Origin of the sequence: Sphingomonas sp. (assembly GCF_025362505.1) — a bacterium.
Classification (GTDB): Bacteria; Pseudomonadota; Alphaproteobacteria; order Sphingomonadales; family Sphingomonadaceae; genus Sphingomicrobium.
The window spans coordinates 1-19,300 of record NZ_JANYGG010000010.1 but is presented as its reverse complement, the minus strand read 5'-3'; the positions used below and the strand labels follow the sequence as shown (position 1 = coordinate 19,300).

The following is a 19,300-nucleotide window of genomic DNA, read 5'->3' as shown; positions in this document are numbered from 1 at the left end:
ACCCAACGAGGACATCCAGCTCACGCTGCGCACCGCGCGCGAAGTCGGCTTTCCACTCGACCGGCTGATGTTCGAATTCGCCGAGCCCATTGAAAGCGACGTCGATCACCTGCGCACCATCGTGCGCACCTATCGCGAACTCGGCTTCACCACCGCGATCGACGATTTCGGGATCGGCCACGCGGGCCTCGGCCTGCTCGCCAACCTCCAGACCGACCTCCTCAAGCTCGACATGAAGATCGTCCGCGGGATCGACACGAGCGTACCCCGCCAGGCGATCGTCGAGGCGATGGTCGGCCTTGCCCGCCGGCTGCGGATGGGGCTCATTGCCGAGGGGGTCGAAACCGACGGCGAACTCGCCATGCTGCGCGCATTGGGCGTCCGCCTCGCTCAGGGCTACCTCCTCGGCCGCCCCGCGATCGGGCAATTGTCGGCCTTCCCGCCGCTGTTCAACCAGGGCATCGGCGAGCGCCGCCGCAGGCTCGCCTGAGAGTGGCCCGCCAAGCTCGATTCGCCCCGAGAATCATTGGGATTCATCCCAAGAATCATCGGGATTCATCCCAAGAATCATTGGGATTCATCCCAAGAATCATTGACATTCGTGTTAGTTAAGCCGAGGTTCGGACCCATGACCAGCGTCCCGTATCACCACCCGATCGGCATCCTCCCCGCCGACATCGACCACATGGGGCACGTCAATAACAGCGTGTATCTGAAGTGGGTCCAGGAAGCGGTCGTCCGCTACTGGGAGAGCCTCGCCCCGCCCGAGGCGGTCGCCCGCCACCTGTGGGTCGCCTTGAGCCACGAGATCAAATATCGCCGCCCGGCGTTCCTCGACGACCTCGTTGTCGCCGACGTCATCGCCGAGAAGGTCGAGGGCGCGCGCGCCGCCTTCACCACCATGATCATGCGCGGCGAAGAGGTCATCGCCGAGGTCCGCAGCAGCTGGTGCTGCCTCGACTCGGTGTCGAAGCGCCCCGCCCGCCTCGCGCGCGAAATCGTCGCGAAGTTCCTGCCGCTGGCATAAGGCGCTGCCTTGCCCCAGCAGTGAGCACCTGGAAAAGCGAACCGCACGAACCTCTTATCGTCCGGCAAAATAATAGTTAGGACCGACTCGGTTAACCGTGATTAATCCGCATCCGGAACGACGCCGTGTGTGTCGAGTTCGTCGCGCGTGCGACGCCGTTTCTCACGACTGATGCGGACATTCGTCCGCCACAGGGGAGAGAACAGATGCACAAATTGACGATGGTCGCGCTCGGCGCGGTCGCCATGAGCCTCGCCATGCCGGCGGCGGCGCAGGACATGCCGTTCAAGGACGGCGATTATTGGACGGTCAGCCGGATCAAGGTCGATGACGGCCATGGCACCGACTATGCCGACTATCTCGCCGGCCAGTATCGCAAGCAGATGGATTGGCAAGTCTCCAAGGGCTATATCAAGGGCTACAAGGTTCTCGACAACGTCTACCCGCGCGAGGGCGAGGCCGACGTCATCCTGGTGACGATCTTCGACCGCATGCCGACCAGTGCCGAGAGGGAGGCGCGCAACACCGCGTTCAACGCCTATATGGCGACCACCAACCGGGCGATGGATGCGGCGAGCGGCGAGCGCGCCAAATATCGCAAGCTCCTCGGATCGACGCTTTACCTCGAGCAGGTCTGGCGCAAGTAACGGCACGCAGACCCGTGCCGACATTGCGTCGGCGCGGGGGTTTCGCCATGACGGCGGGATGAGCCCGCTCCGCCTCGCCCTGTTCGCCCCCGCCGGCCGGATGGGCCGTGCGATCGTCGACGCCGCGACTGGTGACGATGCAATCGAGATCGTGACCGGCGAGGCCGACGTGCTGGTCGATTTCTCCGCGCCCGCCGCGCTTCAGGCGAACCTGGCTCGGGCGAAGGTCGAGCGCGTGCCAATCCTCATCGGCACCACCGGGCTCGATCGCACCGCCGACACCGAGATCGCCGAGGCCGCGCGCGACATCGCCGTGCTGCGCGCCGCCAACACCTCGCTCGGGGTGGCGCTGATGGGCGACCTCGTCGAACGCGCCGCGCGGGTGTTTGGGCCGGACTGGGACATCGAGATCGTCGAGATGCACCACCGGCTCAAGGCCGACGCTCCCTCGGGCACCGCTCTGGCGCTCGGCGAAGCGGCGGCTCGGGGTCGCGGCATCGAGCTCGCCGACCACAGCGAACGCGGACGCGACGGCACCGGGCTTGCGCGGGGCAAGGGCGACATCGGCTTCGCCAGCCTGCGCGGTGGCACCGTCGCGGGCGACCACGACGTGATCTTCGCCGGCCCCGAGGAGCGGCTGATCCTCTCCCACCGCGCCGAAAGCCGCGCTATTTTCGCGAGGGGCGCGATCGCCGCCGCGCGTTTCCTCAAGGGCAAACCGGCGGGACTCTACTCGATGAAGGACGTCATCGGCGCCTGATGAAAAAGGCGGACGTCTTCGAATTCTACCGCCGCCTCGCCGAGCTCAACCCCGAGCCCGAGGGCGAGCTCATCTGGACTTCACCCTACACCTTGCTCGTCGCGGTCGCGCTGTCGGCGCAGGCAACCGACATCAGTGTCAACCTGGCGACCCGCAAGCTGTTCGCCGTCGCCGACACGCCGACCAAAATGCTCGAACTCGGCGAGGAAGGCCTGCGCGACCTCATCAAGACGATCGGCCTGTTCAACACCAAGGCCAAGCACGTCATCGCGCTGTCGCAGCGGCTGATCGACCAGTTTGGCGGCGAAGTCCCGCAGACCCGCGAGGCGCTCGAAACCCTCCCCGGCGTCGGCCGCAAGACCGCCAATGTCGTCCTCAACACTGCCTTCGGCCAGCCGACGATCGCGGTCGACACCCACCTCTTTCGCGTCGGCAACCGGACGAAACTGGCCCCCGGCAAGACCCCGCTCGAGGTCGAACTCAAACTTGAGAGAGTCACCCCCGCGCCGTTCCTGCGCCACGCCCACCACTGGCTGATCCTCCACGGCCGCTACATCTGCAAGGCGCGCAAACCCGAATGCTGGCGCTGCCCAGTCGAGGACCTCTGCCCGTTCAAGCCCAAGTCGCCGGCGCCGCAGAGCTAGGGCTTAAAAATTAGAGGTTTTCTCCCGCGCGGCTTTCGACCGCGACCGGGGACAATGTTTGAGGCGCCACGAACGCCGCGAGATGACCCACGCCGGCCGCGAGCTTGTCCCACCCGACATCCGGCAATTCCAGGTGCGCCAGCGCCGCCGTTGGGAACGCCATCTCGACGCTGCGGACGAGTGCGTCGTCTTTCACCAGCAAGCACGCGAGTTGTTGAAGTCCTGGATTATGGCCGACCATCAAGACGTGCCCGACGTCGTTGCCGACCGAGCGCAGGATCGTGCACAAGATAGCGCAGGACGCCTCGTAGATTTCGGGGACGAAGCGCGGCCGAAGCACCTGCCCATAGCCCGAAGCGACATGGACAAGCGTTTCTCTCACTCGCTCGGCGGGGCTCGCGAGCACCACGTCGAACACCAGTCCGCGGCGCTTCATCTCCGCGCCCATCAACTCCGACGCCATTCGTCCGCGCTTGTTCAGCGGGCGGTCGAAATCGCGAAGCGAAGTGTCATCCCAATTCGATTTTCCGTGTCGGAGAAGTGCGAGCGTCTTCATGCAACAAGTCCTTGTGGCGGCAAACGGTCACGCCTCCCAGAAAGGGGCGATCCGCTCCAGCTTGCGATAGCGACTGTCGGCCTTCTTCAGCATCCGGGCGGCTTGCCAGTTCCCCTCGTCGGGTACGAAATCAAGCGAGAGAATTGCCGTGATTTCACGCGCCGTCACCTGATCGTTGAGATCGCCGAGCATCTCCTGCATCTGCTCAAGCGCGGACGTAAATTCGCGCACCTTGGAATCGTCGAACAACGAGCCGAGAAATTCGACATCGTAGCGGAGTTTTTTCACATCAATTCTGAAATGGTGTCGCTCTTCCTCGGTCAATTCCAGCAGACGTAAGCCGCTGGCGCGCGTCTTTGCCCAGACCTTGCCCAGCCGCTTTCGGGCGAACCGTTTGATCGTCCGTTTCGCTTTGCGGCCGTTGCGCCATTCACCAGTGTGCGCCCACGCGATCAGGTCGAGGAACAACCCGGTCATGAGCGGAGAGGCAAGGACGCCGGCAACCTCCGCGTAAGCCTTGTTGCGTTCCTGTTCGAGATTGGCCCCGTCCGCCCCGGATAGGCAGGGTCCATGTCGCTGAATGAACACGTCGAGGTTCCGGGCCTTGCCGAGCGTGCCACCGAGTGATCGCAGATCGTCTCGAAATCGGGGATACGCTTCGTCCCGAATCACGCCCCGGAACAGGGACAGCGCCGCCCGCAACCGGCGCATCGCCACGCGTGCCTGATGGAGCACTTCAGGACTGTGGGCGATGAGCGGCTCATTCAGCCGAAAGTGCCGGACACATTCCATGACGATCGCGGTGAATGCCCGACTGACGGGCAAACCCGCCTTCAGCCTTGGCATCGTGGCCTTTTGCGCCTTCCCGGCTTCGCCGCTGGCCAGCCGAAAGCCGCGATCCGCCTTGCTGAGCGCGCTCAGTCGCAGCGGAAGCGTTTCGCCGATCCGTCGGGCGAGGTCGAACAGGTCGGCGGCATCGCCGCTCTTCAGCTCCAGTTCCAGTTCCACGATCGGCGTTTGCGCCTTACCGGCCCGCACCGTTCCCCGATCCAGCGCAAGTTCGATCTGGCTTCCATTCCAGTCCAGCAACCAGATCGACCGATCGACCTCGACCCGGACAACCGGCTCCAGTCTGTCGAACAGGTGCCGAAACTTGCGCAACGCAGCGTCGTCGAAACCGCTCGGATCGGGGTCGAAACCTTCGACTTGCTGCTCCCATTCCTCGCGCTGGAAAAGACCGGTCGCACCGGAGCCGCGCTTGATGGTCTGGGTGAACGTCTCGCCGCTGCGGCGAACACGCAGCGAAATCCCCTGCTCGCGCAGAGGATGCCCGGGCGCATCAAAGTAGATCGATTCCTGTGCCGTACCGATGCCGGGTTTTCCGCGGAGTATCGCAAGCTTTTCAACCCGGTCGGCCGATTCAGGCGTGAGTTCGAGTTTGAGTTCGAGTTCCTGAGGATTGCTCTTCGACTTTTTGCTCACACCCGTCGCTCCGTTTGCTCGCGTCACGCGATGAACGCTCCATGCTGCACGCTAGTTGCCGCAGTGCCAACCCGCGGATCAAACCACGGCAGGACGGGGATCGGTGGGGTCGTCGCTCACCAGCACATGCTTCCGGCGCTGCCCTTGAACGGCCCGGCGAAGTCGGCGGTGATCCACCCGCCGTAAAAATCGGCGGGCCTGATGGGAGGCGGGGACCCGAGGGCCGCCCGCCGTTCAATCGATCAGAATTTGGCGCTCGCTCCGATCTGGAAGCTGCGCGGGGGACCCGACAGCGAGTTCGGCACCCCGAAATTGGGATTGCCACCGCAGCAGATGAAGCCATCCGCCCCGCCGAAATTAGCACGGTTGAAGACGTTGAACACTTCGCCCGAAACGGTGAACTCCTTGTCGCCGAACAGCTTGAAGCTCTTCTGCAGCCGGAAATCGACCTGCAGGAAGTACGGCAAGTTATTGAAATATCCGAGGCGGATGGTGCCTGGCTGGAAGCCCTGCGGAGGAGGCGCCCGGTTGGCGTCGATCACGAAGAACGGCGCTCCCGAACCGTAGGTGACCAGTGTCGAGGCCTTCACGTCGAACGGCAGGTCGACGATCCCGTTGGCGACGATGCGGTGCTTCTCGTTACCGGCGTTGGGGACATATTCCTGCTCGCCGATGTTGGGATAGTCGAAGTTGAATTCGCTTCCGCGCTGCTTCGAGCGAAGTACGCCGGTGTAGGCGATCCCGCCGCCCCAATGCGATGCCTTGGTATAGGGCTTGTCGATCGTAGCGAAGATAGCGTCATATTTGGTGCGCCGGGTGTTGAAAGCGGCGATGATATTTCCGTAACCGTTGATCAGCGGGATATAGTCGTAAAAGCCGTTCGAACCGGGGTTGGTCGACCGATTGAGGGGGGCGTATCCGATCTGGTTGCGGCCGACCGTATGATTGAAGGTCAGCGACGTCCGCAGGATGCCGACCCGCTGCCGCACGCCAATGCTGAACTGGTCGGTATAGGGGGTCTTGAGATTGTTCGGGATGACCCTGAGCTCATCCGTTCCCGGTCGGGTGGGATCGGCGGCAAGCTGCGCGAGGAGTGCGGTGAAACCAGCCGGCGTCAGATATTGCGGCTGGAACTGGATCGTCGGTTGACCAAAGCGCGGCAGGCCATCCTTGGAGAACAAGATCTCACCAGTGCGGAACTGCCCCTTGAGGCTTTCTTCGGCGGCGTTGCGGAACAGTGCGCGGTCGTAATAGCGGCCGTATCCGCCGAAGAAGACCGTGCGCTGGTCGGCGTTGACGTCGTAGGAAAAGCCAAGGCGCGGCGCGAAATTCTTGAGGTCCGCCTTGCGATTGCCGGTCGAGATATAGTCATTCACATTGTAGAACGCCGGCTGGATCCGCGGATCAAGAGCGAGATTCTGCAAGGCAGCGATCGCCCTAGGCGGAGTTACGAACGCGTTGTTCTTGGCGTTCGAATCATAATCCCAGCGCAGGCCGGCATTGATCAGGAGATGCTTGCTCACTTCCCAATCATCCTGCGCGAACAGGCCGATCTGCGTCGTCTTGGCGGTCAGGTTGGGATTGCCGCCACCAAAGCGGACGACGCCCGGCAGGCTGATGTCGAGGTTTTGCGACGGGTCGTTGAAGAAGTCGAACTGCGGATTGAACGAGCCTGAGCCCCCGATCGAATATTTCTGGAACGAGACTTTCGCCCCGATCTTGATCAGATGATTTCCGTTCCAGTGGACATTGGAGAAACTCAGATTGTCGCGGAAGGTGACGCTGCGTTGCTGCACTGTCTGGAAATCGGCTCGCCCGCCGAACTGGACGAACGGGTAATTGAAGCCGAACCCGGCATCCTGGTCGCCGCCGAACGCCAGCTTCGACTTGAGGAAGTCGATCGTCGCTTCATTGAGTAGCCCATCACCGCGATAGGTGTGGCTGAGCTTGGCGGTGTAAACGTCGTTGTTGACCTTGGTTCCCTTCGACCGCGCCGTGGTGCCGCCGAAATCGCGCAGGTCGGTTTCCTTGCGGATGCTGCCACTCAGTTCGATCTTCTGGTTTTCGGTCGCTTGCAGTGTCAGCTTGCCGAAGCCGAGCTTCTCGCGGAACGGGCTGACGTAGCTGCCGGCATAGATTTGCGGGTCGAAGTTGATGAGGTTGGCCTGCGCCCCGGCGCTGCCCGGAACGACGTTGCTGATGCGGTCCTGGATGTTGGCTTCGTAGGTACCGAAGAAGAACAGCTTGTCGCGGATGATCGGGCCGCCAAGCGCGGCGCCATATTGATAGCGCTTGAGCGGCTTTTTCGCCTCGTTGTTCTTCTTCTGGAAAAAGTCGCGCTCGATCATTTTCTCGTTCTGGAAGCTGACGAACGCCTCGCCGTGGAAGTCGTTGGTACCCGACTTGGTAACGGCGGTGATGATCGCCGTTCCGGCATCCTCGAACTCGGCCTTGAAGTTGGAACTCAGCACGCGGAACTCCTTGACCGCGAGCTGCGAGAAGGGATTGCCGCGGCTGACGTCCTGGCCGACGATCCCGCCCTGGTTGACATTGCCCTTCAGGCTGACGCCGTCGATGAACACGTTAACCTGCGGCCCGCCGGTGCTCTCGCCATCCTTGTCGGTGCCAACCCCGGCGCCGGCGAAGGTCTGACGGAACTCGCTCTGGTTGACCCGGATTCCCGGGGCGAGCGCGGCGAAGTTGATGAAGTTGCGGTTGTTCTGAGGCAGATTCTCGATCTGCTCCTGCGACACGTTGGTGCCGATTTCCGACGTCCGCGTCTCGACCAGCCGCCGCCCGACAACGACAATCGCGGCGCGGTCGCCAGGCGGTGAGGCGGTGGCCGCCGCGGTATCGGCGTCGAGCGACGCGGTCTGTCCGACTTCGATTGTTACGCGCTGACTCGACGTAGCGCCCCCATTCGCGACGAACTTGATGTCATAGGTTCCAGGGCTCAACCCGGTCAGCACATAGCTCCCGTTGGGGCCGGCGACCGTGCGCGTCGTCGCGTTGGTCTCGACATTGACCGCCGTGACCGTCGCGCCCGGCGCGGCCGTCGTACCGCTCGATACCACGCCGCGGATCGTTGACGTTGTCAGCTGAGCGAGAGCCGGAGCGCCGGCTAGTAGTGAGGTCGCAAGCAGGCAGATGCGAATGCCCCGCGCCGCGCCCTTTGCACTGAATAGGTTGGTCATCAGCCCTCTCCTCCGTCACCTGATCCGCATTTCGATGCGCGTTTTTTCCTGTCTTTGAGCAACAGGTGGGGTAATCATAGATGTTAATGTAAACGGTTACAACAGCTGGTCGACACGCATCGCGCCTTTGCAGCGACTGTTGCAGAATCATCGCACACTGGCTTGGACAGGACGATGCCCAACCTGTCAGACCTCGACCACCGGACGTGGAAACGCGATGTCCTTGCCTCATTGGGGAAACCGATTACAGCCACGCTGAGCATTAAGCTGGCCAAACTCAAGGCCGGTACCGCGCCGCGAGGAGGAATACGAATGGCAATGGCCCCGACGACTGTGGCTAACTCGCCCGATGGCACGCCCGGCACGGCCGACGCCGGCCATGTCGAAGCGCCCAACCTGCGCTATTTCGTCATGGCCCTGTTCTTCATCTTCGGCGGAATCACCAGCCTAAACGACGTGATCATTCCCAAGCTCAAGGAGCTGTTCACGCTCAATTATACCCAGGCGATGCTGGTCCAGTTCTGCTTCTTCACCGCCTATCTGGTGATCGGCATTCCCGGCGCCCAGCTGGTCAAGAAAATCGGCTACATGCGCGGCGCGGTGGCGGGGCTGCTGACGATGATGGTCGGCTGCCTGCTGTTCATTCCGGCGTCGCAAACCGCGACCTACGGCCTGTTCCTGCTCGCCCTGTTCGTCCTCGCCAGCGGCGTCGTCGTCGTCCAGGTCGTCTCCAATCCGCTGATCAGCCTGCTTGGCCCGGCGAAGACCGTGCATAGCCGGCTGACCTTTGCCCAGGCGTTCAACAGTCTCGGCACGACCATCTTCCCGCGCGTCGGATCGGCGTTGATCCTCGGCAGCCTGGCCGGCGTCAGTGCCGCCACCTTGTCGGGCCCGGCGCTCGACCAGTATCGGACTAACGAAACCCAGGTGATCGTTCAAACCTACATCGGGCTGGCCGTGGCGCTGGCGGTGATCGCCGCGATCGTGTGGATGTTCCGCAATGCCCTGCACGGCGAGACGATCGAGCAATCCTCGCCGACCGCCGGTTTCGCGCTGCTGCGCCGTCCCCGGTTCGGCTTTGGCGCGATGTGCATCTTCCTCTATGTCGGCGCCGAAGTGTCGATCGGATCGCTGATCGTCAACTATCTCAAGCAGTCGAGCGTCATGGGCTTGTCCGACCAGTCGGCGGGCAACATGATCGCTTATTATTGGGGCGGCGCGATGGTCGGTCGGTTCTTCGGTTCGGCCCTGCTGCGCGTGTTGAGCCCGGGAAAGATCCTGGCGTCGGTCGCGGCCGGGGCGGTCATCCTGATCCTGATTTCGGCCAACAGCTCGGGCCCTGTCGCGGGTTACAGCCTGTTGGCGATCGGGCTGATGAACTCGATCATGTTCCCGACCATCTTCTCTTTGGCGTGCGAACGGCTGGGAGCGCGGGCGGCGGATGGATCGGGGATCATCAACATCGCCATCTTCGGCGGAGCGGTCGTGCCGCTGCTAACCGGCGCGCTGGCCGACGTGTCGGGCAGTCTCGCCTTCGCGCTGCTGATCCCCGCTCTCTGCTATGCGATCATCCTGGCGTTCGGGATTTACGCCCGGCGCCCCGCCGAGGCTTAGGAGCCGAGCCATCCGCCAGTAAATCCGGCCCGGCGCAAACCGCGGCGAATGGTCGGCGATCGCCGCATGACGCGCCACACCGCTTCGCTGCGGTAATTGGCAATCATCGCTATGATGGGTCCCTGGTCGATTCCCAGATAGTCGGTCGCGATCCAGCCGTCGCGATGATCGATGGTGCCGGTTTCGACCTTCGTGGCAAGATCGCGCACGCTTGGGTTGAACGAGTCCACGAACCCATAGCGTCGGTAAAGCGCACCACCGCCATAGGCCCGCAGCGCGAGCGTGGCGGGGATGCAAATCTCGGGCGCGAAGGGTAGCGACGAAATCGCCGCCGTTGGCGCGATCGTGCCGTCGTCTAGTGCATCCGGTTGCCCAAGGGGGCCGCGTGCCGCGTAACCATGCACGGCGCCCTGCTTAAGTCGCAGATTTCCGGGGCCCTCGCACGCCGTTAGCCCCCATATGTCCCGCGAATAGCCATCCCAGCGCATGGGGTTGGCGATGCAATAGGCGCGATTGGCATAGGTCGCGCGGCGACTGTTTTCGAAATAATCCAATCCCGCCGCGCGCATCGGCGCGTCGCGGATGCCGCGAAAGTCGATCCAGGCATGGCTGTATTGATGGCCAAACAGCGGCGCGAAGGCGAGATGGCGGGTGTTACCCTTCCCGCGCCAAAATTCGCCGTAGCGTGACGTCCATGCGTCCCACGCCGCGTCCGCGACAGGATGCCGCCGCGAGCCGAGCGCGAGCAGCACGACCATCATCGCTTCGTTATACCCAACCCAGTCGCGGTCGATGAAACCCCGATCCGGACGCCAGCCCATCGAGATCGACGAGCGCCCGCGCTGGAACCAAGGCCAGTCGGCCCGCTCGACGATGCCGGAAGCGAGGCGGCGGATCTCGGCTTCGTCGGGGTGAGCGCCATCGAACCAGCCGGCGGCAAACAGCATGCCCATGAACAGTAGCGCGGAATCGACGCTCGACAGTTCGCTGTCGCGGTAGCGCAAACCACTGTTCATATCGAGGAAATGGTAGAAGAAGCCGCGATGCCCGCTGACGCCCGAGGTTGCTTCACCGTGCGGCGCACGATGGAAGAAGCGCAGCGTCGCAAGCGTCCTTGCCCGCGCCGAGCCCCGGCTGATCCAGCCGCGCTCGACCCCGATCGGATAGGCGGTCAGGGCGAAGCCGACAGCGGCGATGCTGCAGAACGACGATGTCGGCCAGCGATCGGGGACGAGGCCATTATCCGCCCGACCGAGATTCCAGAACCAGTCGAACGTCCGCCGTTCGAGATCGGCGAACAGCGGCGGCAATGTGCGCTGGCGTCGACCATGGCCAGTGGCGCTCGCTAGCGGCATGGCGAGCGCCGACAGCGCCCCGACGTGGAGCAGCGCGCGACGATCGATCCTCACTTCCCGCCGCTCGACCCGCGCACGACCAGTGTCGGCTCGATCAGTTCGACGCTGCGGTCAGTTGCCTCACCGCGCAATTCGGAAACCAGCCGGGACACCGCGCGGGCCCCCAACTCGTCCATGCAAACCCGCACGGTCGTCAGGTCGAGGTACCGCGCCAGCGGAATATCGTCGAAACCGGCGACGGCAACTTGACCCGGAACCGTGATGCCACGGCTTCGCAAGGACTCGATCGCACCGAGCGCCATCATGTCATTCGCGGCGAACAGGGCATCGAAATGCACCTGTTCCATGATCAGGCGCTCGACTGCGGCCTCTCCGCCGCGCTCGGAAAAATCGCCTTCGACGATCAACGGCTCGCTCTCGGGCGCCATCCTGTGCAGCGTCTCGCGATACGCGTCAGCGCGTTGGTTCGCGTCGATATTACCGCTTGGCCCGGAGACATGGACGATCCGCCGTCGTCCCGCCTGCAACAGGTGAGCGATGATCAGCCCGACCCCGAGTCGATTGTCGATCCGCAAGAGATGCCGCTCGGCGCAATCGGCACTGTTGATCAGAACCGCCGGCAAAGCGGCCGGGACGATGCTCTCGATGGCCATTGGATCGAGTTGGGGTGCCATCACGATCAACCCGTCGACGCGACCGCGCATTGCGCGAAGGGCCTGAGACGCCAATTCGGCGTCCGCGTGCATCGTCGACAGCAGCAGCTGATATCCCAGCGCCCCCGCCTCACGATCCATGCCGCGCACCAGTTCGGAAAAAAACTCGCCATGAAGATCGGGCAGGACGACGCCGATCGTATGGCTTGACCGCATGCTGAGGCTGCGCGCGCCGGCATGGGGGACATAGTGCAAGTCGGCGATGGCCCGAAGCACGCGCTCGCGGGTCGCGGGATGGACCGTCGTCGGGCTGTTGAGCGTGCGCGAAACCGATGCGACGGAAACGTCGGCGCGTCGCGCAACATCGCGGATTGTCGCTTCGGCCATACTGCGCTCACGCTCCTTCACAGTGCCGTCTAGCGTGTAGTGGAGAAATGCAATAGTGCCGTGGTAACCGGTTACAAAATCGCGCCCGTCAGGCGGCAGGAGGAAGTATATCATGGTCGAAGCGCGTATATCGCGGCGGTCATTGCTGATGGGTGGCGCGGCGATCACGGCGTGGGCGGCCAGTCCGGTCAGCGCCATGTTGCGCACGATCCAGCCAGGCCGGGACGCCGCGGCGATCGACGCGCTGATCGGCCAGATGACGCTGGAGGAAAAGGCTGGCCAACTCAGCCTGATGGCCTCTGCCTGGGGCGGCGGCGTGGCAACGACACTCAATCCGGCCGGCGATAACGGCAGTTTCGCGGCCCAGATCGCCGATGCGGTTGCGGGCAAGCTGACCGGCGTATTCAATGGCAACGGCGCGGCGATGGCGCTGCAGATGCAGCGCGCGGTGATCAGTGGATCGCGACTCAAGATCCCCGTGATCTTCGCGGCCGACATCATCCATGGCCATCGTACGATCTTTCCCGTTCCTGTCGCGGAGGCCGCGAGTTTCGAGCCATCGCTGGCGGAGCGAACCGCACGCGTTGCCGCGTTCGAAGCGGCCGGCGCCGGGATCGACTGGACCTTCGCGCCGATGGTCGACATCGCCCGCGACCAGCGCTGGGGACGGACGATGGAGGGCGCCGGCGAGGATGTCCTCCTCGGACGCCAGTTCGCCGCTGCCAGGGTGCGCGGGTTCCAGGGCAAATCGCTCAGCGATGCTGATGCGATGCTGGCCTGTGCAAAGCATTTCGCCGCCTATGGCGCGGCGGAGGCGGGGCTGGACTATAACAGCGTCGATGTCAGCGAGCGCACGCTGCGCGACGTCTACCTTCCCCCGTTCAAGGCGGCGTTCGACGCCGGCGCGCTGTCGACAATGGCATCGTTCAACGAGATTTCGGGTATTCCCTCGAATGGCAACAAATGGCTCATGACCGACCTGCTGCGCGGCGAGTGGGGCTTTCAGGGGTTCGTCGTATCGGACTATACCGGCGACGAGGAAATGATCCTTGCGGGCTTCGCCAAGGACCGCCGCGACGCCGCGCGCATCGCCTTCCTCGCCGGGGTCGACATGAGCATGAAGAGCGGCGTCTATGTCGAGCATTTGCCCGGATTGGTCCGTGACGGGCTCGTCCCGCAAGCGCTGGTCGACGCGTCCGTGCGCCGCGTGTTGGCGATCAAGGCGCGGCTCGGGCTGTTCGACAACCCCTTCCGCCGTATCGACCTGAAGCGCGAAAAGGCTCGCTCGCGGCTCAAGACAAGCCTCGACCTGGCGCGCGAGGCGGCGGTCAAGTCGATCGTCCTGCTCAAGAATGACGGCAATCTCCTGCCGCTCGCGCCGACCGCGAGGATCGCCTTGATCGGCCCGTTCGCCAACGCGAAAACCGACCTCAACGGCCCGTGGGTGGTCTATGGCGACAATGCTCAGGCGATCAATCTGGCCACCGGACTCACCGAGGGAATGGCCGGACGCGGCTCGCTTGCCGTTGTGGCCGGCAGCGGGGTCGACAAGCCGCTCGCCGGAGGGATCGAAGCAGCGGTCGCCGCGGCGCGCAATGCCGACGTCGTCGTCCTCGAAATCGGTGAATCGGAGAATATGTCGGGCGAGGCCCAGTCGCGCGATGAGATTACCGTGCCGGCACCGCAACAGGCGCTGGCCGAAGCGCTCGCCGCGACCGGCAAGCCGTTGGTCATCGTGCTCAAGAACGGTCGCGCACTGGCGCTCGAAGGCGCGGTTAAGGCGGCGCCGGCCATCGTCGTCGGCTGGTTCCTCGGCTCCGAAGGCGGCCGCGCACTGACTGATGTTTTGCTCGGAAAGGCGAGCCCAAGCGGGCGCCTGCCCATGAGCTTCCCGATCGCATCGGGTCAGGAGCCGTTCCATTATGATCGAAAGGCGACCGGCCGCCCCAATCCGTCGGGTGACCTGTTGCCCTACAAAACGCATTATCGCGGCATCCCGAACGAAGCGCTCTACCCGTTCGGTCACGGCCTGACCTTCGGCGACATCGTCTATTCGAACCTGGCTCAGAACTCGCCGGCGATGGCGTGGGATGGGTCGTTGGAGATCAGCGCGACGATTGCCAACCGCGGTCGGCGCGAGGCCGAAGAAGTGGTCCAGCTTTACGTTCACGATCGGGTCGCAACCGTCACTCAGCCGATCCGTGAACTCAAGGCATTCCGCAAGATTCGACTCCCCGCCGGAGCAAGCGAGGTGGTCAGTTTCAAGCTCCGCCGGGAGGATCTGCTGTTCATCGGCACCGCACTCAAGCTGACCGTCGAGCCCGGCACATTTGACGTCTGGATCGCTCCATCGGCGCAGGCGGACGGGGTGCACGGCACGTTCGACCTTTCCGCCGCCTGATCCTGGACGCCTGCTCAGGGGACACGCGCGCATCGCGGGCTGGAGCCAAATGCCCGAAGCTGGTTGATTGCGGTCTGGCGGGAAGCAGCCGCTAACTCCAAATCCGCTCGAACCGATCGCCGAGCCCGGTCAGCAACTCATATTGCGACAGGCCGGTCGCAGCGGCGGCGACCGGCAGATCATAATCGAGCGCCACCCAATCCCCCTCCCGCAAGCCCGGCGCCGCGCCGCAATCGAGCGCGACCAGGTCCATCGACACCCGCCCGACGAGCGGTAGCCGCGTTCCTCCGACACTCCCGCCGCCGTGCCCGGCAAAGCAGCGCAGATAGCCGTCGGCATAGCCGATGTTGAGGATCGTCAGCTCGGTGTCGCGTGTCGCGACGAACGTCGCGCCGTAGCCCACGCTCTCGCCAGCGCTCGCAATCCGCCGCTGCACGACCTGTGCCTCGGGGTAAGCGACCTGCGCGATCTTGCCCTCCGCCTCGGCCCGCGGAATCCCGCCGTACAGCGCCAGCCCCGGCCGCACGAGATCGAACGAATAGTCGCGCCCGAGACATATCCCCGCGCTGTTCGCCAGGCTGTAGCGCTTCGCCGACACCACTGCCTTGACCTCGCGAAAGCGCGCCAACTGGCCTGCGTTCATCGCATGATCCTGATCGGCGCAGGCGAGGTGGCTCATCAGCGTGTCGATCGCCAGCCCATTGAGCACACCGACCTCCTCGGGCCTGAGCCCAAGCCGGTTCATCCCGCTATCGACCATCACGTCGCACGGCCGGTCAGGCGCCGCCGCCCTCCACCGCGCCACCTGCTCGACCGAGTTCAGCACCGGCCGGGCAGAGCTCGCCAGCGCATCCACGACATCGTCAGGCCCCACCCCGTGGAGTACGCTCAGTGACGCGCCCGTCGGCAGCGGTCCAAGCCGCCGCGCCTCGTCCCACGTCGACACGAGGAAATCGCGGCACCCGGCCTCGGCCAGCACTGCCACCGCCGCGCTGCCACCAGTGCCATAGCCATCGGCCTTGACCGCCGCCCCGCACGCCGTCCCCGCCGTCGCCGCCAGCCAGCGCCAGTTGGCGGCCAGCGCGGCACGGTCGAGGCGGAGGCGAAGCGGGTGGTGCATTGATCGGGGGATAGCGACTGGCGTGTGTCCGTCCAGTCAGAAGAGTCGCGCGCCGTTCGCAACCGGCTGATCGGGCGCGAACATCACCACCGCCCCGTTGGCGTCGGGAAAGCCGAGCGTCAGCACTTCCGACATATATTTGCCGATCTGGCGTGGCGGGAAGTTGACCACCGCCGCGACCTGTCGCCCAACCAGCGTCGCGGGATCATAATGCTCGGTAATCTGCGCGCTCGATCTCTTGACCCCGATCGCCGGCCCGAAGTCGATCTCGAGCTTGACCGCCGGCTTGCGCGCCTCGGGAAACGGCTCCGCCGCGACGATCGTTCCCACGCGAATATCAACCGCGAGGAACTGATCGAAAGTGATGGCGGGCGCTGCCTGTGCATCGGCGTTGGGCAGGGCATGGGTCATTGATCGTCCTTCGCGCTCATTCGACCGTTACCGATTTCGCCAGGTTGCGGGGTTGATCGACGTCGGTGCCTTTGGCGACCGCGACGTGATAGGCGAGGAGCTGGACGGGGACGGCGTAAACCAGCGGCGCGATCAGCGGGTGGACCTTGGGCATGCAGATCGTCGCAATCGTCCCTTCGCCCGCTTCGGCGATTCCATCCGCGTCGCTGATCAGGATGATCTTGCCACCGCGCGCGCGGACCTCCTGCATGTTGCTGACGGTTTTTTCGAACAGCGGGCCGGAGGGGGCGAGGACGATCACCGGGACGGCGTCGTCGATCAGCGCAATGGGACCGTGCTTCATCTCGCCGGCGGCATAGCCCTCGGCGTGGATGTAGCTGATCTCCTTCAATTTGAGCGCCCCCTCGAGCGCCATCGGATAATCAGGGCCGCGACCGAGGTAGAGCACGTCGCGTGCGGGCGCGACGAGGTGCGCCATCGCCGCGATATCCTCGTCATGGCCGAGCGCTTCGTTGATCGCGGCGGGGGCTTCGGTGAGGTGGGCGACGAGTTCGCGTTCCTCGTCTCGGCTGAGCTTGCCCTTGGCCCGCGCGAGGTTGGCAGCAAACGCGGCGAGCACCGCCAGCTGGCAGGTAAACGCCTTGGTCGAGGCCACCCCGATCTCGGGCCCGGCGCGGGTCGGCAGCAGGAGGTCAGCCTCGCGCGCCATCGAACTCGTCGGCACATTGACCACCACTCCGATCGTCTGGCCCTGTTCGCGCGCGTAACGCAGCGCCGCCAGCGTGTCGGCGGTCTCGCCCGATTGCGAAATGAACAGCGCCAGCCCGCCCGGCTCGAGCACCGGCGCGCGGTAGCGAAACTCCGACGCGAAATCGAGGTCTACCGGCACGCGCGCGAACTGCTCGAACCAATATTTGGCGACCATCCCGGCGTAGTAGCTGGTGCCGCACGCGACGATCGCGATGCGCTTGATGTGCGCGAGATCGATGCTGGTGTCGGGCATCGTCACTTCGCCGTCGAACGCACGGACGTAGGACTGCAACGTCTGGGCGACGACGATCGGCTGCTCGAAGATTTCCTTCTGCATGTAATGGGCATAATTGCCCTTGCTGATCTCCTCCGAGGTTGCACCCGATTGGACGATGTCGCGTGTCACCGGGCAATTGTCTCGATCGAAAATCTGTACTGAATCGCACTTAGCAACGACCCAGTCACCTTCGTCGAGATAGGCGATCCGCTGGGTCAGCGGGGCGAGCGCCAGCGCGTCGGAGCCGAGGTAATTCTCCCCCTCGCCGTAGCCGACGGTGAGCGGCGCCCCCATGCGCGCGCCGATGATCAGGTCGGGGTGATCGCGGAACAGGAAGCTGATCGCAAACGCGCCGATCAACCGCGGAAGAACAGTCGCGACCGCGTCCTGCGGCAAGGCGCCGCCCTCGACCTCGCGCGCGACGAGATGGGCGACGACCTCGCTGTCGGTCTCCGACTTGAACTCGCGGCCCTCGGCGAGCAATTCCTCGCGCAGCAACTTGAAATTCTCGATGATGCCATTGTGGACCAGCGCGACCCCGCCGACGATGTGCGGGTGCGCGTTCGACACGGTCGGCTTGCCATGCGTCGCCCAGCGGGTGTGGGCGATGCCGACGTCTCCGGCGAGCGGGTGCGCATCGAGTTCAGCGCGCAGATTCTCGAGCTTCCCTTGGGCGCGGCGGCGCTTGAACTCGCCGCCGTGGATCGTGCAGATCCCGGCCGAGTCATAACCGCGATATTCGAGCCGCTTGAGCCCGGCGAACAGCCGCTCGGCGACCGGCGCCTTACCGATGATCCCAACGATTCCACACATACGCGGCACGACTCCAACGACAATCGCGACAGGCTATGCACGACCCACGCCAAGCTGGACAGGGGGTTGCTGCGCGTGCCACGCTCGCGAAAATTGCAAGAGGGGGAAAGCAGATGCGCCGTTCGATGTTGCCGGTATTGCTCGCACTGGCGGGGTTGACGCTGGTTTCCGCCGCACCACCGCCGCTTTCACCACCACCGTCCTATTACGACAATAGCCGTCACCCCGACGCCTGGGCGGGCGGCGCGCGCAAGATCACGATCACGACGCCCAAGGGACCGCACCAGCTATGGATCAAGCGGGTGGGCAATAATCCCAAGCTCAAGCTGCTGCTGCTCACCGGCGGCCCCGGCCTGTCGCACGCCTATCTTGAAGTCATGGACAGTTTCCTGCCCGGGGCAGGGATCGAATATTATCACTACGACCAGCTCGAGACCGGCGACAGCGACCGCCCCGACGACGACAGCCTGTGGACGCTCGCCCGCTATGTCGACGAGGTCGATCAGGTGCGCCGCGCGATCGGCGGCGACAAGAGCAATTTCTGCGTACTCGGCCACAGCTGGGGCGGAGTCCTTGCGATCGAATATGCGCTGGCCCACCAGGACCAGCTCAAGTGCCTCGTAATTTCCAACATGATGGCGTCGATCCCCGCCTATAACGCCTATGCCCGCGACGTCCTCGAACCGAAAATGGACCAGAAAATCCTGCGCCGGATCCTCGACATGGAGGCCACCGGCAAGACCGAAGATCCTGCCTACATGGCGCTGCTCCAACCCAATTGGTATGAACAGCATATCCTCCGGCGGCCGAGCGCCGACTGGCCCGAGCCGGTCGAGCGGGCCGGCGCCAGGCTCAACCGCCGCTTTTATGTCACGATGCAGGGGCCGAGCGAAATGGGGGCGAGCGGACGGCTGGTGAACTGGGACCGCTTCGCCGACCTCAAGCGGATCAGGGTGCCGACGCTGGTGGTGTCCGGCGCCCATGACACAATGGACCCGGCCTATATGGCGCGGATGGCGAAGCAATTGCCGCACGGCGAACTGCTCGCGACGAACGGCGGTCATATGGCAATGTACGACGACCAGCCGCGCTATTTCGCGGGCCTCACCCGCTTTATGCGGAAGATGAACCAGACTTTTTCGCGCGGGCCTTCGCGCGGAAGCGTGCCGCCCAGCCGTTGAGGCCTTTCTGCTCGGCGCGGGCGATGCC

Annotated in this window: 16 protein-coding genes; 8 read left to right on the top strand and 8 right to left on the bottom strand. The window is 64.2% G+C overall.

Translation table 11 applies throughout. The features are described 5' to 3' along the window. The 5 genes from Q0R27_RS00530 to nth all read left to right on the top strand — a co-directional run. The coding region (locus tag Q0R27_RS00530) for an EAL domain-containing protein (RefSeq protein ID WP_293940097.1) at positions 1-490 on the top strand (490 nt) is incomplete at its 5' end. Positions 491-628: 138 nt separating this feature from the next. Further along, on the top strand, positions 629-1,027 hold the full coding sequence (locus tag Q0R27_RS00525; RefSeq protein ID WP_293940096.1) for a thioesterase family protein: 399 nt from the start codon (positions 629-631) through the stop codon (positions 1,025-1,027). A 206-nt stretch (positions 1,028-1,233) separates the two neighbouring features. Continuing rightward, complete coding sequence (locus Q0R27_RS00520) at positions 1,234-1,674, top strand: hypothetical protein (protein WP_293940094.1); 441 nt, start codon at positions 1,234-1,236, stop codon at positions 1,672-1,674. Positions 1,675-1,732: 58 nt separating this feature from the next. Beyond that, positions 1,733-2,434, top strand: a complete 702-nt coding sequence (gene dapB, locus Q0R27_RS00515; protein ID WP_293940092.1) for a 4-hydroxy-tetrahydrodipicolinate reductase — start codon at positions 1,733-1,735, stop codon at positions 2,432-2,434. Then, on the top strand, positions 2,434-3,078 hold the full coding sequence (nth, locus tag Q0R27_RS00510; RefSeq protein ID WP_293940090.1) for an endonuclease III: 645 nt from the start codon (positions 2,434-2,436) through the stop codon (positions 3,076-3,078). Before dapB ends, nth begins: the two co-directional genes overlap by 1 nt. Positions 3,079-3,088: 10 nt before the next feature. Here nth and Q0R27_RS00505 read toward each other — a convergent pair whose 3' ends face one another. The 3 genes from Q0R27_RS00505 to Q0R27_RS00495 all read right to left on the bottom strand — a co-directional run bounded on the left by Q0R27_RS00505 (position 3,089) and on the right by Q0R27_RS00495 (position 8,310). Further along, on the bottom strand, positions 3,089-3,634 hold the full coding sequence (locus Q0R27_RS00505; protein ID WP_293940088.1) for a histidine phosphatase family protein: 546 nt from the start codon (positions 3,632-3,634) through the stop codon (positions 3,089-3,091). 27 nt (positions 3,635-3,661) lie between these two features. Further along, positions 3,662-5,116 carry a CHAD domain-containing protein gene (locus Q0R27_RS00500; protein ID WP_293940086.1) on the bottom strand — a complete coding sequence of 485 codons (1,455 nt, stop codon included), beginning with the start codon at positions 5,114-5,116 and terminating at the stop codon, positions 3,662-3,664. A gap of 242 nt (positions 5,117-5,358) precedes the next feature. Further along, entirely contained in the window at positions 5,359-8,310 is a 2,952-nt protein-coding gene (locus tag Q0R27_RS00495) for a TonB-dependent receptor (protein ID WP_293940084.1), read from the bottom strand. A 318-nt stretch (positions 8,311-8,628) separates the two neighbouring features. On the opposite strand from Q0R27_RS00495, the gene Q0R27_RS00490 reads away from it, so the two are divergent. Continuing rightward, the gene (locus tag Q0R27_RS00490; protein ID WP_293940098.1) at positions 8,629-9,924 is read left to right on the top strand and encodes a sugar MFS transporter; all 1,296 of its coding nucleotides are present in this window, start codon (positions 8,629-8,631) and stop codon (positions 9,922-9,924) included. Here the strand turns inward: Q0R27_RS00490 and Q0R27_RS00485 are convergent. Together Q0R27_RS00485 and Q0R27_RS00480 are read right to left on the bottom strand one after the other, a co-directional pair. Beyond that, positions 9,921-11,333 carry a glucoamylase family protein gene (locus tag Q0R27_RS00485; RefSeq protein WP_293940082.1) on the bottom strand — a complete coding sequence of 471 codons (1,413 nt, stop codon included), beginning with the start codon at positions 11,331-11,333 and terminating at the stop codon, positions 9,921-9,923. The genes Q0R27_RS00490 and Q0R27_RS00485 overlap by 4 nt on opposite strands. Further along, complete coding sequence (locus Q0R27_RS00480) at positions 11,330-12,433, bottom strand: LacI family DNA-binding transcriptional regulator (RefSeq protein ID WP_293940080.1); 1,104 nt, start codon at positions 12,431-12,433, stop codon at positions 11,330-11,332. The genes Q0R27_RS00485 and Q0R27_RS00480 overlap by 4 nt, the downstream gene beginning before the upstream one ends. Between Q0R27_RS00480 and Q0R27_RS00475 the strand changes: the two genes are divergently transcribed. Next, positions 12,432-14,720 (top strand): glycoside hydrolase family 3 N-terminal domain-containing protein, encoded by a 2,289-nt coding sequence (locus tag Q0R27_RS00475; protein ID WP_293940078.1) that lies wholly within the window; start codon positions 12,432-12,434, stop codon positions 14,718-14,720. The genes Q0R27_RS00480 and Q0R27_RS00475 overlap by 2 nt on opposite strands. A gap of 91 nt (positions 14,721-14,811) precedes the next feature. Here the strand turns inward: Q0R27_RS00475 and alr are convergent, their stop codons facing one another. Genes alr through glmS form a run of 3 tightly spaced genes read right to left on the bottom strand, consistent with a single transcriptional unit; the run spans position 14,812 to position 18,091 of the window. Next, positions 14,812-15,840 carry an alanine racemase gene (gene alr, locus Q0R27_RS00470; protein WP_293940076.1) on the bottom strand — a complete coding sequence of 343 codons (1,029 nt, stop codon included), beginning with the start codon at positions 15,838-15,840 and terminating at the stop codon, positions 14,812-14,814. 36 nt (positions 15,841-15,876) lie between these two features. Beyond that, positions 15,877-16,251, bottom strand: coding sequence for a tRNA-binding protein (locus tag Q0R27_RS00465; protein ID WP_293940074.1), 375 nt, complete (start codon positions 16,249-16,251; stop codon positions 15,877-15,879). 16 nt (positions 16,252-16,267) lie between these two features. Next, complete coding sequence (gene glmS, locus Q0R27_RS00460; RefSeq protein ID WP_293940072.1) at positions 16,268-18,091, bottom strand: glutamine--fructose-6-phosphate transaminase (isomerizing); 1,824 nt, start codon at positions 18,089-18,091, stop codon at positions 16,268-16,270. A 113-nt stretch (positions 18,092-18,204) separates the two neighbouring features. Between glmS and Q0R27_RS00455 the strand changes: the two genes are divergently transcribed. After that, complete coding sequence (locus Q0R27_RS00455) at positions 18,205-19,272, top strand: proline iminopeptidase-family hydrolase (protein WP_293940070.1); 1,068 nt, start codon at positions 18,205-18,207, stop codon at positions 19,270-19,272. Positions 19,273-19,300 lie beyond the last annotated feature (28 nt).